This window comes from Spirillospora sp. NPDC047418 (assembly GCF_040643275.1).
Classification (GTDB): Bacteria; Actinomycetota; Actinomycetes; order Streptosporangiales; family Streptosporangiaceae; genus Spirillospora.
This window is the reverse complement of record NZ_JBEYTW010000006.1, coordinates 63,765-77,603: the sequence shown is the minus strand read 5'-3', so window position 1 is coordinate 77,603 and position 13,839 is coordinate 63,765. Positions and strand designations below refer to the sequence as shown.

General features: G+C 72.1%; 15 protein-coding genes and 1 tRNA gene. 11 read left to right on the top strand and 5 right to left on the bottom strand.

Annotated features, from left to right (window positions below; all coding sequences use genetic code 11):
- Positions 1–188: 188 nt before the first annotated feature.
- From ABZ806_RS05595 to ABZ806_RS05585, 3 genes are all read left to right on the top strand, one after another.
- Complete coding sequence (locus ABZ806_RS05595; RefSeq protein ID WP_500215638.1) at positions 189–509, top strand: hypothetical protein; 321 nt, start codon at positions 189–191, stop codon at positions 507–509.
- A 120-nt stretch (positions 510–629) separates the two neighbouring features.
- A complete protein-coding gene (locus ABZ806_RS05590; protein WP_500215734.1) occupies positions 630–908 on the top strand; it encodes a WhiB family transcriptional regulator in 279 nt (92 codons plus the stop codon).
- Between the two features lie 7 nt (positions 909–915).
- On the top strand, positions 916–1,200 hold the full coding sequence (locus tag ABZ806_RS05585; protein WP_500215637.1) for a hypothetical protein: 285 nt from the start codon (positions 916–918) through the stop codon (positions 1,198–1,200).
- 86 nt (positions 1,201–1,286) lie between these two features.
- On the opposite strand, the gene ABZ806_RS05580 is transcribed toward ABZ806_RS05585, so the two are convergent.
- Entirely contained in the window at positions 1,287–2,618 is a 1,332-nt protein-coding gene (locus ABZ806_RS05580) for an ABC1 kinase family protein (protein WP_500215636.1), read from the bottom strand.
- 217 nt (positions 2,619–2,835) lie between these two features.
- On the opposite strand from ABZ806_RS05580, the gene ABZ806_RS05575 reads away from it, so the two are divergent.
- The 3 genes from ABZ806_RS05575 to ABZ806_RS05565 all read left to right on the top strand — a co-directional run bounded on the left by ABZ806_RS05575 (position 2,836) and on the right by ABZ806_RS05565 (position 5,013).
- Entirely contained in the window at positions 2,836–3,636 is an 801-nt protein-coding gene (locus tag ABZ806_RS05575; protein WP_500215635.1) for an enoyl-CoA hydratase/isomerase family protein, read from the top strand.
- A gap of 172 nt (positions 3,637–3,808) precedes the next feature.
- Positions 3,809–4,357 (top strand): M48 metallopeptidase family protein, encoded by a 549-nt coding sequence (locus tag ABZ806_RS05570; RefSeq protein WP_500215634.1) that lies wholly within the window; start codon positions 3,809–3,811, stop codon positions 4,355–4,357.
- Positions 4,354–5,013: a DUF2064 domain-containing protein gene (locus ABZ806_RS05565; protein ID WP_500215633.1), complete on the top strand. Its 660-nt coding sequence runs from the start codon at positions 4,354–4,356 to the stop codon at positions 5,011–5,013. Before ABZ806_RS05570 ends, ABZ806_RS05565 begins: the two co-directional genes overlap by 4 nt.
- A gap of 31 nt (positions 5,014–5,044) precedes the next feature.
- Here ABZ806_RS05565 and ABZ806_RS05560 read toward each other — a convergent pair whose 3' ends face one another.
- From ABZ806_RS05560 to ABZ806_RS05550, 3 genes are all read right to left on the bottom strand, one after another.
- Positions 5,045–5,593 carry an NUDIX hydrolase gene (locus ABZ806_RS05560; protein WP_500215733.1) on the bottom strand — a complete coding sequence of 183 codons (549 nt, stop codon included), beginning with the start codon at positions 5,591–5,593 and terminating at the stop codon, positions 5,045–5,047.
- Positions 5,594–5,654: 61 nt separating this feature from the next.
- Positions 5,655–5,831, bottom strand: coding sequence for a hypothetical protein (locus tag ABZ806_RS05555; protein WP_163061162.1), 177 nt, complete (start codon positions 5,829–5,831; stop codon positions 5,655–5,657).
- Positions 5,828–7,318, bottom strand: coding sequence for a zinc-dependent metalloprotease (locus ABZ806_RS05550; RefSeq protein WP_500215632.1), 1,491 nt, complete (start codon positions 7,316–7,318; stop codon positions 5,828–5,830). Before ABZ806_RS05550 ends, ABZ806_RS05555 begins: the two co-directional genes overlap by 4 nt.
- A gap of 89 nt (positions 7,319–7,407) precedes the next feature.
- Between ABZ806_RS05550 and ABZ806_RS05545 the strand changes: the two genes are divergently transcribed.
- The gene (locus ABZ806_RS05545) at positions 7,408–8,490 is read left to right on the top strand and encodes an NAD-dependent epimerase/dehydratase family protein (protein WP_500215631.1); all 1,083 of its coding nucleotides are present in this window, start codon (positions 7,408–7,410) and stop codon (positions 8,488–8,490) included.
- 66 nt (positions 8,491–8,556) lie between these two features.
- Here ABZ806_RS05545 and ABZ806_RS05540 read toward each other — a convergent pair whose 3' ends face one another.
- The gene (locus ABZ806_RS05540; RefSeq protein ID WP_500215629.1) at positions 8,557–11,475 is read right to left on the bottom strand and encodes a UPF0182 family membrane protein; all 2,919 of its coding nucleotides are present in this window, start codon (positions 11,473–11,475) and stop codon (positions 8,557–8,559) included.
- 120 nt (positions 11,476–11,595) lie between these two features.
- On the opposite strand from ABZ806_RS05540, the gene ABZ806_RS05535 reads away from it, so the two are divergent.
- From ABZ806_RS05535 to ABZ806_RS05520, 4 genes are all read left to right on the top strand, one after another.
- Positions 11,596–12,129: a PPA1309 family protein gene (locus ABZ806_RS05535; protein ID WP_500215627.1), complete on the top strand. Its 534-nt coding sequence runs from the start codon at positions 11,596–11,598 to the stop codon at positions 12,127–12,129.
- 28 nt (positions 12,130–12,157) lie between these two features.
- Positions 12,158–12,601 carry a molybdenum cofactor biosynthesis protein MoaE gene (locus ABZ806_RS05530; RefSeq protein WP_500215626.1) on the top strand — a complete coding sequence of 148 codons (444 nt, stop codon included), beginning with the start codon at positions 12,158–12,160 and terminating at the stop codon, positions 12,599–12,601.
- Between the two features lie 27 nt (positions 12,602–12,628).
- Positions 12,629–13,678, top strand: a complete 1,050-nt coding sequence (locus ABZ806_RS05525) for a YlbL family protein (RefSeq protein WP_500215624.1) — start codon at positions 12,629–12,631, stop codon at positions 13,676–13,678.
- Between the two features lie 49 nt (positions 13,679–13,727).
- Positions 13,728–13,801 (top strand) — tRNA-Met (locus ABZ806_RS05520).
- The last annotated feature ends 38 nt before the right edge of the window (positions 13,802–13,839 follow it).

Below are 13,839 nucleotides of genomic sequence, written 5' to 3'. Positions count from 1 at the left end.
ACGCGGGCGGGGCGGCGCGGGTTTCCCGGGAAGAGGGTGAACTCACCCACAAAACCGCAGGTCAAAAATATCTTGCTAGATTCGGCGGGATCGCCGTACGCTCGTCGCGAGCAATCAACCGGCCGACCGTGTGGATCTTGATCCGCCGGCCCCCGGCCCGAGGAGCCAGAGAGGTGGTGTGCAGTCCGGTGAGCAACACGTTGCTGAAACTAACGTCGTCCTGGACCGTCGCCGGCCTCGGCACCTCCCTGCCCTGTGCCTCGGTGCGCGGCGCGTCCATGCCCCGCATGTCGATGCCCGGCGCCTATCTCCAGGCGCCCGGCGGGCGACTGCGCGAGTGGCAGCGCGCGGATCTGCGCTTTGAGCAGCTGATCCAGGACGACCAGGGGCGGAGTGTCTCCGAACACCTCATCGAGGACACGAACGTCCCGGCTCCGGCCACGGCCCACATGGGCGCCTCCCGCAAGGGCGGCGTGTCGGGTCCGTACCCCTGGAGGCGACCGGTCTAGCAAGACAACCGGCAAGCCCCCAGGCCGCGGATCCAGACACCGGATCCGCGGCCTTCTTCTTTGTCCAGAACCCACCGACACACCCGTTGAGATCCAACGAGAGGAACAAGGGTGACTGTGATGCAGGGGGCCCTCGCGATCAGCGAGGAGGACCTCACGCTTCCGTGCCGGACCGACCCGGAGCTGTTCTTCGCCGAGGCTCCCGCCGACGTCGAGCTCGCCAAGGCCCTGTGCCTGGAGTGCCCGCTCCGCAAGGAGTGCCTCGCCGGCGCGCTCGAGCGCCAGGAGCCCTGGGGCGTCTGGGGCGGCGAGCTGTTCGTCCGCGGCGTGATCGTCCCGCGCAAGCGGCCGCGCGGCCGCCCGCGCAAGCACCCGCGGCCCGACGAAGTGGCCGCGTGAGCGCGTGATGACCACGATGATCGACCGCACCGACCCCGGAGGCGTGCTCCCCACGCGGGGACCGCGCCTCCGGGCCGCCCGGGAGAACGAGATGACGTTGCTCAGCCAGAACCTGTCGAGGACACGAATACCCGAGACCGCGCACGTGCCCGACGAGATCGTGCACATGCCCGACGAGGTCGCCGCGCGTGTGCGCGCGATGCGGCGGGCGCGCCGGGAGGCCCGGACCAGGGCGTCCCGCGTCCGGCGCGTCCTCCTCGCCCCGACGGCGAGGACGGAGTACCGGGACTGAGCGCTCCCACTCCACCGGGCGCGCGAACGAGCGGGGCCCCGCGCACCTGATCAGTGCGCGGGGCCCCGCTGACGTCTGCCCGGGGGTCAGCCGGTGACGAGTTCGCTGTCCTCGTCGTCGGCGAAGCCGGGCACCCACTTCAGGGACTCGGCGCGGGCCGGGATCTCGCAGTCCAGCTGGCACAGCACGCCGGTGCCGGCCGACAGCACCCGGTGGATGATCACGTATTCGGGCGGCAGGTTCAGCTGCCGGACGACGTTGGACGGACGCAGGTCGGTGACCCGGGCGGCCATGTCGCGCAGCCACTCCCGGTTGAACTTGAACGTCTCGGTGACGAACGGCTCGGTGATCGGGGCGAGGAACGCCTGCAGCGACTCCGCGTCGACCTCGACGTTCTCGCGGATGAAGTCCTCCCGGCGCAGGGCGTCCTCGATCTCGTCGATGTCGGCCATCGTGCCGATGCGCAGCAGCAGCCCGAGCCGCTTCTGGAAGCCGCCGGGGATGCGGTCCACGGCGCCGAAGTCCAGGACGCCGAGCCGGCCGTCGGCCAGCAGCCGGAAGTTGCCGGGGTGCGGGTCGCCGTGCAGCATCCCGGACCGCTTCGGGCCGGACAGCAGGAACCGGCAGTACAGCAGCGCCGCGTGGTTCCGGGTGTCCTGGTCCCCGTCGCTGATGATCTTCGAGAGGAGCGTGCCGTCCATCCACTCGCTGATCAGGATGTTGCCGGACTGCGCGATGACCTCGGGAACGTAGAAGTCCGGGTCGTCCAGGTACGCCTCGCGGAACAGCGACTGGGACTCGGCCTCGATCGTGTAGTCGAGCTCCTCGACCACCCGCTCCTTGAGCTCGGCGAGCATCGACTTGACGTCCAGCCCCGGCATCAGCACGCCGAACAGCCGGCCGAGCCGGGCGAGCTGGTTGAAGTCGCTGATCAGCGCCTTGCCGGCGCCCGGGTACTGCACCTTCACCGCGACCGCGCGGCCGTCGTGCCAGACGGCGCGGTGCACCTGCCCGATGGACGCGGCGGCGGCCGGCTTGTCGTCGAACGACTCGAAGTAGTCGCGCCAGTCCGCGCCGAGGAACTCCGCCAGCACCTTGTGGACGGTCGACGCCGGCAGCGGGGGAGCGGCCTCCTGCAGCTTGGTCAGCGTGGCCCGGTACGGGCCCGCGATCTCCGGCGGCAGCGCCGCCTCGAAGATCGACAGCATCTGGCCGAGTTTCATCGCCCCGCCCTTGAGCTCGCCGAGCACCTTGAACAGCTGCTCGGCGGTGCGGGTCTGGATCTCCATGGCGACGGCCTCGGCCGGCTTGCCGAAGGTGCGCTTCCCGACGCCGAGCGCGGTGCGCCCCGCGAAGCCGATGGGGAGGGACGCCAGCTTTGCTGACCGCGTCACCGCGCGGCGGGGAAGATCGCTCACGCCGTACATTGTCGGTGATCGGGTGTCGTTCACGCCACAACCATTAGCAAGTATCGCCGGTACCGTCCGCGCGACGCCGTGGTGACCTGCTGAAACGCTGTAAGTGTGCGCTTTCTCACGGCGGCGCGCCAGGTGTGGTACGCGCGCGTCCGGCGGGATTTCGGTCGTGGACGGGGCGGTTGGTGTGTTCCGAGCGCGGTTCGGTAGCGTGGCGCGCATGTCCGGAGACTCCGCAGATGCGCTGCTGGTCGAACGCCGTCCCGACGGGGTCGCCGTCCTCACGCTGAACGACCCCGGCCGCCGCAACGCGATGTCGGACGAGATGACCGCCGCGTGGAAGGCGGCGATCGAGGGCCTGCGCGGCGACGCCGGCCTGCGCTGCGTCGTGGTCACCGGCGCGGGCGGCGCGTTCAGTTCCGGCGGCAACCTCTCCTGGCTGGCCGACACCAACGCGGTCGCCGTCCCGGCGCTGCGCGACCGGATGCTGGAGTTCTACCGGACATGGCTGCTGATCCGCGGCCTGGAAGTACCGACGATCGCCGCCGTCAACGGGCACGCCGTCGGCGCCGGGCTGTGCCTCGCCCTCGCCTGCGACCTGCGCTACGCGGCGGACGACGCCAAGCTCCTCGCCCCGTTCACCGCCCTGGGGCTGCACCCCGGCATGGCCGCGACCTGGCTGTTCCCCGAGGTCGCCGGGCTGCCGCTGGCCCGCGAGATGCTGCTGGCCGGACGCGTCCTCACCGGCGCCGAGGCCGCCGCGAACGGGCTGGTCAACCAGGCGTTCCCGCGCGCGGAACTGCTGGACGGGGCGCTCGCCGTCGCCGCGCGGGTCGCCGCGAACGCGCCGGTCGCGACCCGGCTCACCAAGGTCGCGCTGTCCGGCGGCGGGCACGCCGACATGGAATCGGCGCTGCGCTGGGAATCACTCGCGCAGCCGGTCACGATGTCGTCGCGCGACATGCTGGAAGGACTGGCCGCACAGCGGGAGAAGCGCAGCGCGCAATTCACCGGCGAGTAAAGCCGTGTACACCGCCCCGGGGGTTTTCCGCAAACCTCCGGCCATGGTCAAAAGATAGGCGCTGACCTGCGGTAACGTCAAACACCCCCTTTGGCGGAGGCAAATTTTCGAGTACGGTTCAGGCGTGCCCCCTAACGTTGAGGTCCGCCGCAGCGCCAGACGGCGGCGAACCGTGTCCGCCTACCGTGACGGCGACAAGGTGGTGGTGATGGTTCCGTCCAGGCTCAGCAAGGCCGAAGAGGAACAGTGGATCGCGACCATCTTGGAGCGGCTCGAGGAGCGGGAGCGCCGCCGGCGGCCCACCGACGCCGACCTCCAGTCGCGGGCCCGCGACCTGTCCCGCCGCTACCTGGACGGCCGCGCCGACCCGGTCAGTGTCCGGTGGGTCGCGAACCAGCGCACCCGCTGGGGGTCGTGCACCCCCGACGACGGCACGATCCGGCTGTCCACCCGGCTGCGCGGCATGCCCGGCTGGGTGGTCGACTACGTCCTCGTCCACGAGCTGGCGCACCTGCTCATCCCGGGGCACGGCGCCGACTTCTGGGAACTGGTCGGCAACTACCCGAAGGCCGACCGCGCCCGCGGCTACCTGGAGGGCGTCGCCGCCGCCGCGCACCTGCCGCTGGAGGCCGACGCGCCCGACGCCGAGGTCGCCGGCGACGGCATCCACCGCGGCGACGGGCTGCACCCCGGGGAGTACCCGCACGAGGCCGCCGGGTGACCGACGCCCCCGACCCGGTGCCCGGAGCCGGCACGCGTTTCGCCGCGGTGCTCTCCCTCCCCGCACGGCAGGGGGACGTCCCGCCCGGCACCGACCCCGGCGAGTTCCGGCTCGCGCTCCTGGAGGACACCTACGAGGTCGTCGCGGGGCTCGAACTGGTGACGCCCGCGCTCGTCCTCGACCCGCCCGACCAGCCGGACGCCGAGGCCGTCACCTGGCCCGGCACCCCGATCGTCCGGGCGGCGACGCCCGCCGGCGCGTTCGCCGCGCTGCACGCGCTCGGCGCCGAGACCGCCGCGCTGGTCGCGCCGGACGCCCCCGACCTGCCGCCGCTGCTGCTCGGCAAGCTGTTCCGCGCACTCGGCAGCGCCCCGTCCGCCGCCTGCCCGGCCGACGGCACCGGGCGCGGCCTCGTCGCGCTCGCCGCCCGCCTCCCGCTGCCGGACTGGCTCGCCACCGCCCTGCATGACGTCGATCTCGACACCCCGGACGCGCTGGCCCGCCTGCGCGCCGCCGCGCCCCGCCCCGGACTCGTCCCGCAGGGCCCCGGCTGGCACCGCCTCCGCACCCCCGGCGACCTGCGCTTCCTCGACCCGGGCCTGGAGGGCTGGGAGAACACCCGCGCCCTCCTGCAAGGCCACCCGCTGACCCGCTGACCCTGTGATCCGCTGACCCCCGTGTTGCGGGTCAGGCGGTCAGTGTGACCGCCCGTGCCACCAGGCGCCGGACGGGGTCGTCGGTGGGTTCGGGAAGATCGGTCACCGGGAACCAGCCGAGGTCGTCGGACTCGTCCGACACCGTGTACCGGGCGCCCGCCGGGGCGATCGCCGCGTACTGGACGTCGAGGTGCCAGCTGCCCTGCGGATGGCAGCGGACCGCGTGCCGGTCCAGCTGGACGGGCTCGGGCAGCAGCCGCAGGCCGGCGATGCCCGACTCCTCCGTCGCCTCCCGCAGCGCCGCGCCGGAGAGAGTAGCGTCGCCGGGCTCGCAGTGCCCGCCGAGCTGCAGCCACGCCTTCACCTTCGCGTGCAGAGTCAACAGCACGCGGGACCGGGACGCGTCGAGCACGGCCGTGCTGGCGGTGATGTGCCCGGCCGCGCACGCCCGCCACATCCCGTCCGCGGGATGCTCCTCCAGATGCCGCAGGAACTCCCGCCGCACGCTCTCCTGCTCGTCGTCGGGCGCCCGCCATTCCGACAGGACCCGCACCGCGTCGCCGTGCAGCGACTCCGGCATGACCGGCCGGACGCTCACGGCGAGACCCCCGGCCGCGGCCCCCGCCCGCCCGCGGGGTGCGTCATGCGCGGCCCACGCGGGGGTAGCGGGAGTTGTCGGGGCGGCGCCGCCGCCGCTCCTGGTCGATCGGGCGCTGCCAGCACAGGCTGGCCCGCGCGACCCGCCGCCTGATCGCGTTCGTGGACGACCCGGGCTCGTAACGGCAGCCGCGCACCCGGGACGGACGCGACCGGCTCATGCGCGCGGCCCCTCGTCGTCCGGCCCGGACCCCTCGCCGGAACCCGCGTCGCCGGAACCCTCATCGCCGGGCCCCTCCTCATCGGGTCTGCCGCCGGAACCCTTGTCGTCAGGTGCGTCGCCGGGCTTGTTGCCGGACTCGCCGCCGGACTCGCCGTTGGGCTCGTCGCCGGGCTTCTGCTCGCCCTCCTCGGGCGCCTTGGTCAGCTTGGACAGGTCCAGGTCGGACAGGCCCTCGATCTCGTCGCGGCCGTGTACGAAGCCGTCCGGGTCGTCGAGGTCGTCGGCCGTCGGCAGCAGGTCGGGGTGGTCCCAGATCGCGTCCCGGCCCTGCGTGCCGCGCGCCTGCGTCAGCGACCGCCACAGCGCGGCGGCCTCCCGCAGGCGGCGGGGCCGCAGCTCCAGGCCGACGAGCGTCGCGAACGTCCGCTCGGCCGGGCCGCCGGTGGCGCGGCGCCGCCGCACCGCCTCGGCCAGCTTCCCCGAACCGGGCAGCCGGCCCTCCGCGGCCTCGTTCACGACCGTGTCGACCCAGCCCTCGACCAGCGCGAGCGCCGTCTCCAGCCGGGCCAGCGCCGCCTTCTGCCGCGGCGTCTCCTCGGGCTGGAGCTGGATCTCGCCGCCGAGCGCCTCCTGCAGCGCCTCCGGGTTGCTCAGGTCGAGCCCCTGGACGGCCTGCTCGATGCCCGAGAGGTCGACGGTGATGCCGCGCGCGTACTCCTCCACCGCGCCCAGCAGGTGCGCGCGCAGCCACGGGACGTGGGTGAACAGCCGCTGGTGCGCGGCCTCGCGCAGCGCCAGGTAGAGCCGGACCTCGTCGGCGGAGACCTCCAGCCCCTCGCCGAACGCCTCCACGCCGGCGGGCAGCAGCGCGCCGACCCCGTCGGGGGCGAGCGGCAGGCCGACGTCGGCCGAGCCGGTGACCTCGCGGGCCAGCGCGCCGAGCGCCTGCCCGGCCTGGCCGCCGACCATCGCCCCGGCCATCTGCTTGACCATCCCGATCAGCGGGCCGGCCATCGCCTGCATGTCGGCGGGGATCTCGCCGCCGCCGAGCGCCCCGCCCATCGACTCGACCATGCGGGTCGCGATCGGGTCGCACACCTTCGCCCACACGGGCAGCGTCTGCTCGATCCATTCCGACCGGCTCCACGCCTGCGGCGTGCGGATGCCGGCGGGCAGCGTGGTGCGCTCGTCCAGCCACAGGTCGGCCAGGCGCAGGGCCTCCTCGACCTGGCGCCGCTCGGCGTCGACGACCGACGGGTCGCCCTGCTCCACCACCGTGTGCCGTGCGATGTTCTTGGCCAGATCCCAGTTCAGCGGCCCCCCGGCCGCGCCGCCTGCGCCCTGCGCGCCGATCATGTCGGCGAACCGGTGCAGCATGTCGGCGAACTGCGCCATGTCGCCGCCCATGCCCGAGAACGGATCCTGGGGCCGGTCGTCGTCGTCTCCGTCGCCGGGACGATTGAAGCCGAAGGGAGTGTTGCTCATCGGATCGCCCCTGGGATGCATGATGGGCTCATATCCGCAACGTTAGCCGGTCCCGGCGAGGTCGCGTACTCAAGGAAGGGGGCAGCACCGTGGCAACGGGCAAGGTTCGCCCTCGGCGTAGCAAGGCCCCGGTCGTCGCCGTCACCGGCGCCGCGTCCGGGGCGGGGCGGCTGCTGGCCGCCCGGCTCGCCGGGCGGGAAGACATCCGCAAGGTCGTCGCGATCGACGGGCAGCGCGGCGATGTGCCCGGCGTCACCTGGCGCGTCACCGACATCCGCGATCCGCTGCTGTCCGGACGGCTCTCCGACGTGGACGTGATCGTCAACCTCGACATCGAGCGGTCCCCGGACGCCGACCCGCGCGAGCGCCGCACCCACAACGTCCGCGGCGCCCAGACGGTCGTCACCGCCGCCGCGGCGGCCCGCGTCCGCCGGGTGGTGCTCGTCACCTCCGCGATGGTGTACGGGGCGGGCCCGGAGAACGAGGTTCCGCTGCGCGAGGACGCGCCGCTGCTCGCCGAGGCCAGCACCAGCATCGCCGGCGACTACCTGGAGATGGAGGAGCTGGCCGCGAACGCGCCGGTCACCCACCCCGGCCTGGAGGTGACCGTCGTCCGCCCCGCCGCGGTCGTCGGGCCCGGGATCGACACCGTCGTCACCCGCCACTTCGAGGCGCCCCGGCTGCTGTCGGTGAAGGGCAGCACGCCCGGCTGGCAGTTCTGCCACATCGAGGACCTCGCGTCCGCACTGGAGGCCGTCGTCGCCGCGGACGTGCGCGGCCCCGTCGCCGTCGGCTCCGAGGGCTGGCTCGGGCCCGACGAGGTCGCCGAGATCACCGGCAAGCGGACCATCGAGCTGCCCGCCGCCCTCACCTTCGGGATGGCGCAGCGGCTGCACCGGCTCGGCATGACCCCGGCGCCCGCCACCGACCTGCACTATGTCGCCTACCCGTGGGTCGTCGACTGCGCCCGGCTGCGCGCCGCCGGCTGGAAGCCGCTGCACGACAACGCCGCCGCGCTGCGCGCCGTCATGGCCGAGACTGCCGGACGGCACGCCGTCGTCGGCCGCCGCGTCGGCGGCAAGGAGGCCACGATGGCGACCGCCGCCGGCGCGACGGTCGCCGCGATCGGCGCCGCCGCCGCCATCCGCCGCGCCCGCAAGCGCCGCAAGTAGCCCCGCGCGACTAGACCGGCGCGACGCCGGCCCGCACTGTGGGGTGCGGGCCGGCGGGCGGCGGGGTCAGCTCGACGGTGGCGTGGCGCTCGGGGACGGTGACCCGGACGGCGACCCCGACGGAGTCGGGGACGGGCTCGGCGAGGTCTTCGGGACGGCCGCGCCCGCCGCCGCCAGCGCCGCCTGCGCGTCCTTGATCCGCTTCCAGGCGTCGCCCATGCCCGGGTAGTCACCCTTCTTCTGCGCGCTCTCGTAGTCGGTGACGGCCTTGTTCAGGTCGCCGATCGCCTTCTGCGCCGCCGCGCTCAGCTCCTGCCCGTCCGGCGGCCCGGCCGGGGTCCCCGACGCGGGCGGCGCGGACGTTTCGCCGAGGACCTGCTTCAGCGCGTCCTGCAGCGTGTCGGCCGCGGCGATGTTCTCCCGGTACCGCACCAGGACCTTGCCGAGGATCGGGTACGGCTGCTGCTCGGCGCCGCCCGCCGCCTTCGTGTACATCGGCTCGACGTACAGCAGGTCGCCGCCGAACGGGATCGTCAGCAGGTTGCCGGCCACGGTCTTGGTGCCGCCCTGCCGCAGCGCGAACAGGTCGTTCTTCACCTTCGAGTCGGTCTCGAAGGAGTTCTGCACCTGACCGGGCCCGGCCGGCTGCGCGTTGCGCGGCATCTGCAGGATCTGGATCTGCCCGTAGTCGCGTCCCGGCGTCGACCCCACCGACATGAACGCCGCCAGCTGCGGGTTGTTGCGCGGGTTGAACACCGTCGTCAGCGAGAACGACTCGGTGTCCTGGCCCGGCATCCGCAGGCTCTGGTAGTAGGGCGGCTGCCGCTTGCCCTTCACCGTCGGGTCCTGCGGGACCTCCCAGAAGCCCTCGCCGTTGTAGAACGCGGACGGGTCCGTCACGTGGTACTTGGTGAGGATCTTCCGCTGCATCTTGAACAGGTCCTGCGGGTAGCGGAAGTGGGCCTCCAGCTCCGGGGGGATCGACGAGCGCGGCTGGACGGTGTTGTCGAACACCTTCATCCACGTCTTCGTCACCGGGTCGTTCTCGTCCCACTGGTAGAGGTGCACGGTGCCGTCGTAGGCGTCCACCGTGGCCTTCACCGAGTTGCGCATGTAGTTGATGTGGTCGTTCGCCTGCCGCGCTACCGCCGACCGCGTGTCGGTGATCGTGTCGCGGGTCGCCTCCCCGAGGCTCATCTCCTCCGAGTACGGGTAGCTGCTGGACGTCGTGTAGCCGTCCAGGATCCACAGGATGCGGCCGTTCACCACCGCCGGGTACGGGTCGCCGTCGAGCGTCAGCCACGGCGCCGCCTTCTGCACCATCTCGCGCGGCGACCGGTCGTAGAGGATCTTGGCGTCCTTGTTGATCGCGCCCGACAGCAGCAGGTTCTTGTCCTGGAACTTCGCCGAGTACAGCAGCTTGCGGAAGAACGAGTCGACGCGGACGCCGCCCTGCCCGTCATAGGTGCTGCTCTGCTGCCCCGACGCGCTGTTGTCCGGGTAGTTCAGCTCCTTCTGGCCCTGCCCGCCGACCACCGAGTACGCCGGCGAGCGCTCCCCGAAGTAGATCTCCGGCTGCGCCACCTTGATCTTCTGGTTCTGGGACGCCGGCATGTCGCGGGTGATGAAGTCCGGCTCCCGGGAGTCGAACCGGTCGCCGTAGGCCGACACGAAGCCGTAGCCGTGCGTGTAGACCATGTGGTCCTTGACCCAGCTGCGCTGCCCCGCCGGGGCCCCCGACAGCTCGCGGAGCGCGACGACCGTGTCGACGAGCCTGCCGTCCACCTGGTAGCGGTCGACGTCGAGGGTGTCGGGGAACTGGTAGAACGGGCGGATCCGCTGCAGCTGCTGGAACGTCTCGCCCACCACGTTCGGGTCGAGGACGCGCACGCCGCCCAGCGTGTCGGCGTCGTCCTGGAGCTGCTTCTCGTCCGTCACGGGCTGCGTGCCGTACGGGACGACCTTCGCGGAGTCCACCCCGTACGCCTGACGGGTGAACTTGATGTTGCGCTGGATGTACTGGCGCTCCTTGGCCAGCTCGTCCGGCTTCACCTGGAACTGCTGGATCAGCAGCGGGTACACCCCGCCCAGCAGGATCGCCGACAGCACCAGCAGCGTGAACCCGACGCCCGGCAGCATCATGCCGCGCCGCAGCAGGTTGCTGAAGAACATCGCCGCGCACAGCAGCGCGATGACGAACAGGATCGTCTTCGCGGGCAGCAGCGCGTTGACGTCCGTATAGGACGCGCCGGTCGCCACCCCGCGTTCCGAATGCACCAGGCCGTACCGGTCGAACCAGTACGCGACCGCCTTCAGCAGGATGAACACGCCGAACAGCACGGACAGGTGCGCCCGCGCCGGCGGGCTCGCCTTGTCGCCCGGCCCCTGCAGCCGCAGCCCGCCGTACAGGTAGTGCACCATCACCGCGGCGAGGATCGACAGGATCACCGTGGCGAAGACCACACCGATGACGAGCCGCAGGAACGGGTACGTGAAGACGTAGAACGACACGTCCTTGTGGAACTGGGGGTCCTCGACGCCGAACGGCGTCCGGTTCAGGAACGCCAGCCACACCGGCCACTGGCCCGCCACCGACGACCCGGTCAGGACGCCGAGCAGGCCCAGCAGCACGCCCGAGATCAGCCGGCGCCGCGGGTCGATCACCGCGCGGTACCGCTCCAGGCCCTGCTGCTCCACCGACAGCGGCCGGTAGGCCGGGCGCAGCCGGTAGGCGACCAGCACGTTCGCGCCCACCACCAGCGTCATCAGCAGGCCCGCCCCGAAGAACAGGACGGTCTTCGCCTGCAGCTGCGTCGTGTACACCGACGAGAAACCGATGGACCGGTACCACAGCAGGTCCGTGTACACCGCCGTGAAGGCGAGGAAGACGACCAGCAGCACGGCCAGCGTCACCAGGACCGGCAGGAGCAGCCGCGTCCGTCCGGTACCGAGCCGGCGCCCGAAAGCGGGAGTCCGGAAGGTCAAGTCGGGCCCTCCGATCAGAGGTCTCGCTCACCGGCCGCCCGCCGGTGCTGTAGATGCAACTTACCGACTGTCGCAAGGGTTCCGGCATTTCCGGGTCCCGATTGGGGGAAAGATGGCCCCGTGAGTCTTCTGGAAGAAGTCGTGCTGGACCTCGAACGTCACTCGGCCCAGGAGGGCTGGGACAGCGCGCCGCGCCTCTACGCCCTCGTCCGCAGCACCGAGCTCCGCCGTGCCGAACCCGACCTCGCCGACCAGCTCGGCCTGCCCCCCGACACCGACACCCTCGCCGCCCTCGAACAGCCCGCGCTGCCCGACCGGGACGCCGTCGAGGACGCCCTCGCCTCCATCGCCTGGCCCGAAGCCGTCGAAGGCTGCGCCCTGATCATGGAGCGCGTCGTCCTGCCGCCCGAGGCCGAGGAGGAGATCCCGGAGGACGAGGCCGAGGCCGCCGCGTTCGCCGCGTCCCACCCCAAGCGCGAGGACGTGCGCATGGTCGTCGGCGTCCTGCGCGACGGCGCCCGGCACTCCGCCCTCCGGCTGCGCCGCCACGACAGCGACGACGAGGTCCTCGCCGGGCCCGACCTCGTCCCCGCCCTCGCCGAGGCCCTCGCCGCCACCTTCGAACCCGACGAGCCCGGCGCCCGCGCGGAGTAGGGCGCGTCCGGCGAGGTAGCCTGCGGACGTGAGCCAAAGCGCTGCGGGCGGGGACGTCATCCGGCTGATCGGCGTCCGCGAGACGCCCCTGTCCATCGACGAGGTGTACAGCGCCGTCGGCGCCCGCGGCGCCGGCGGCATCGCCGTCTTCACCGGCACCGTCCGCGACCACGACCACGCCCGCGCCGTCACCGGCCTGTCCTACAGCGCCCACCCCACCGTCGAACGCGAACTCCGCGCCGTCATGGAGAAGGTCGCCGCCGACCTACCCGTCCTCGGCCTCGCCGCCCTGCACCGCGTCGGCGACCTCGAGATCGGCGACATCGCCGTCGTCGTCGCCGCGTCCAGCGCCCACCGCGCCGAGGCGTTCGCCGCCTGCCGGCGGCTCATCGACGACCTCAAGGCGAACGTCCCCATCTGGAAGCACCAGACCTTCGCCGACGGGGACGACGAGTGGGTCGGCGCCTGCTGAACCCCCCGACGGCATAGAGTTTCCGGCATGTCTCGTCGTGCCACCACGCTCACCGTCGCGAGCGTGCTCGTCCTCGTGCTCGCCGTCATCGGCTCCATGATGCGCGTCCCCTACGTCGCGCTCATGCCCGGACCCACGAGCAACACCCTCGGCACGAACGACAAAGGCCAGCCGCTCATCCGCATCGACGGCCGCAAAACCTACCCCGACCAGGGGCACCTCAACTTCACCACCGTGACCTACCGCGGCGGGCCCGGCGGACGCATCGACCTCTTCACCGCCCTGCGCGGCTGGCTCGACGGGGACACCGCCATCGTCCCCGAAGAGACGATCTTCCCCAAGAACGAGACGCCGAAAGAGGTCGACCAGGAGAACACCCGGGCGATGCAGGACTCCCAGCAGAACGCCGAAGCCGCCGCCCTCCACCAGCTCGGCATCCCCGTCACCACCCGCGTCGTCGTCGAAGGCGTCCAGAAGGGACGCCCCGCCGACGGCGTCCTCAAGCCCGGCGACGAGATCACCGCGCTCGACGGCGCCAAGGTCACCAGCGTCTCCCAGGTCACCGGCGCCATGGCCAAGGCCAAGATCGGCGACACCGCCACGCTGACCTACCGGCGCGACGGCAAGGAGCAGAAGGCCGCCCTCAAGACCGTCGCCGACCCCTCCGGGAAGCGCGCCGTCGTCGGCATAGTCCTCTCCGACCAGTACAAGTTCCCCTTCAAGATCGACATCAGCATCGGCGACATCGGCGGCCCCTCCGCCGGCCTCATGTTCTCCCTCGCCATCTACGACAAACTCACCCCCGGCCCCCTCACCCAGGGCAAGTTCATCGCCGGCACCGGCACCATCACCCCCGAAGGCGAAGTCGGCCCCATCGGCGGCATCCAGCAGAAGATGATCGCCGCCCGCCAGGCCGGCGCCACCGTCTTCCTCACCCCCAAGGACAACTGCGCCGACGCCCTCTCCGCCCGCCCCGACGGCCTCCGCCTCGTCCGCGCCGACACCCTCCACGGCAGCATCCAGGCCATCGACGCCCTCAACACCGGCAAAGGCGACATCCCCGCCTGCACCAAATAACGCCGCCGTCCCAACCACTCCCCGCCATGCCATAGACTTAAGACATCACCGCGGGGTGGAGCAGTTCGGTAGCTCGCTGGGCTCATAACCCAGAGGTCGCAGGTTCAAATCCTGCCCCCGCTACGGGTCCTGGGTCCCCTTTGGTCGCCGCTTTGCGGCTT

Bases quoted from the DNA above. Each gene is read 5' to 3' on its own strand.
- ABZ806_RS05590 (WP_500215734.1), top strand. From the start codon at position 630: ATGCAGGGGGCCCTCGCGATCAGCGAGGAGGACCTCACGCTTCCGTGC.
- ABZ806_RS05585 (WP_500215637.1), top strand. From the start codon at position 916: ATGACCACGATGATCGACCGCACCGACCCCGGAGGCGTGCTCCCCACG.
- ABZ806_RS05575 (WP_500215635.1), top strand. From the start codon at position 2,836: ATGTCCGGAGACTCCGCAGATGCGCTGCTGGTCGAACGCCGTCCCGAC.
- ABZ806_RS05560 (WP_500215733.1), bottom strand. From the start codon at position 5,593: ATGCCGGAGTCGCTGCACGGCGACGCGGTGCGGGTCCTGTCGGAATGG.
- ABZ806_RS05555 (WP_163061162.1), bottom strand. From the start codon at position 5,831: ATGAGCCGGTCGCGTCCGTCCCGGGTGCGCGGCTGCCGTTACGAGCCC.
- ABZ806_RS05550 (WP_500215632.1), bottom strand. From the start codon at position 7,318: ATGAGCAACACTCCCTTCGGCTTCAATCGTCCCGGCGACGGAGACGAC.
- ABZ806_RS05525 (WP_500215624.1), top strand. From the start codon at position 12,629: ATGTCTCGTCGTGCCACCACGCTCACCGTCGCGAGCGTGCTCGTCCTC.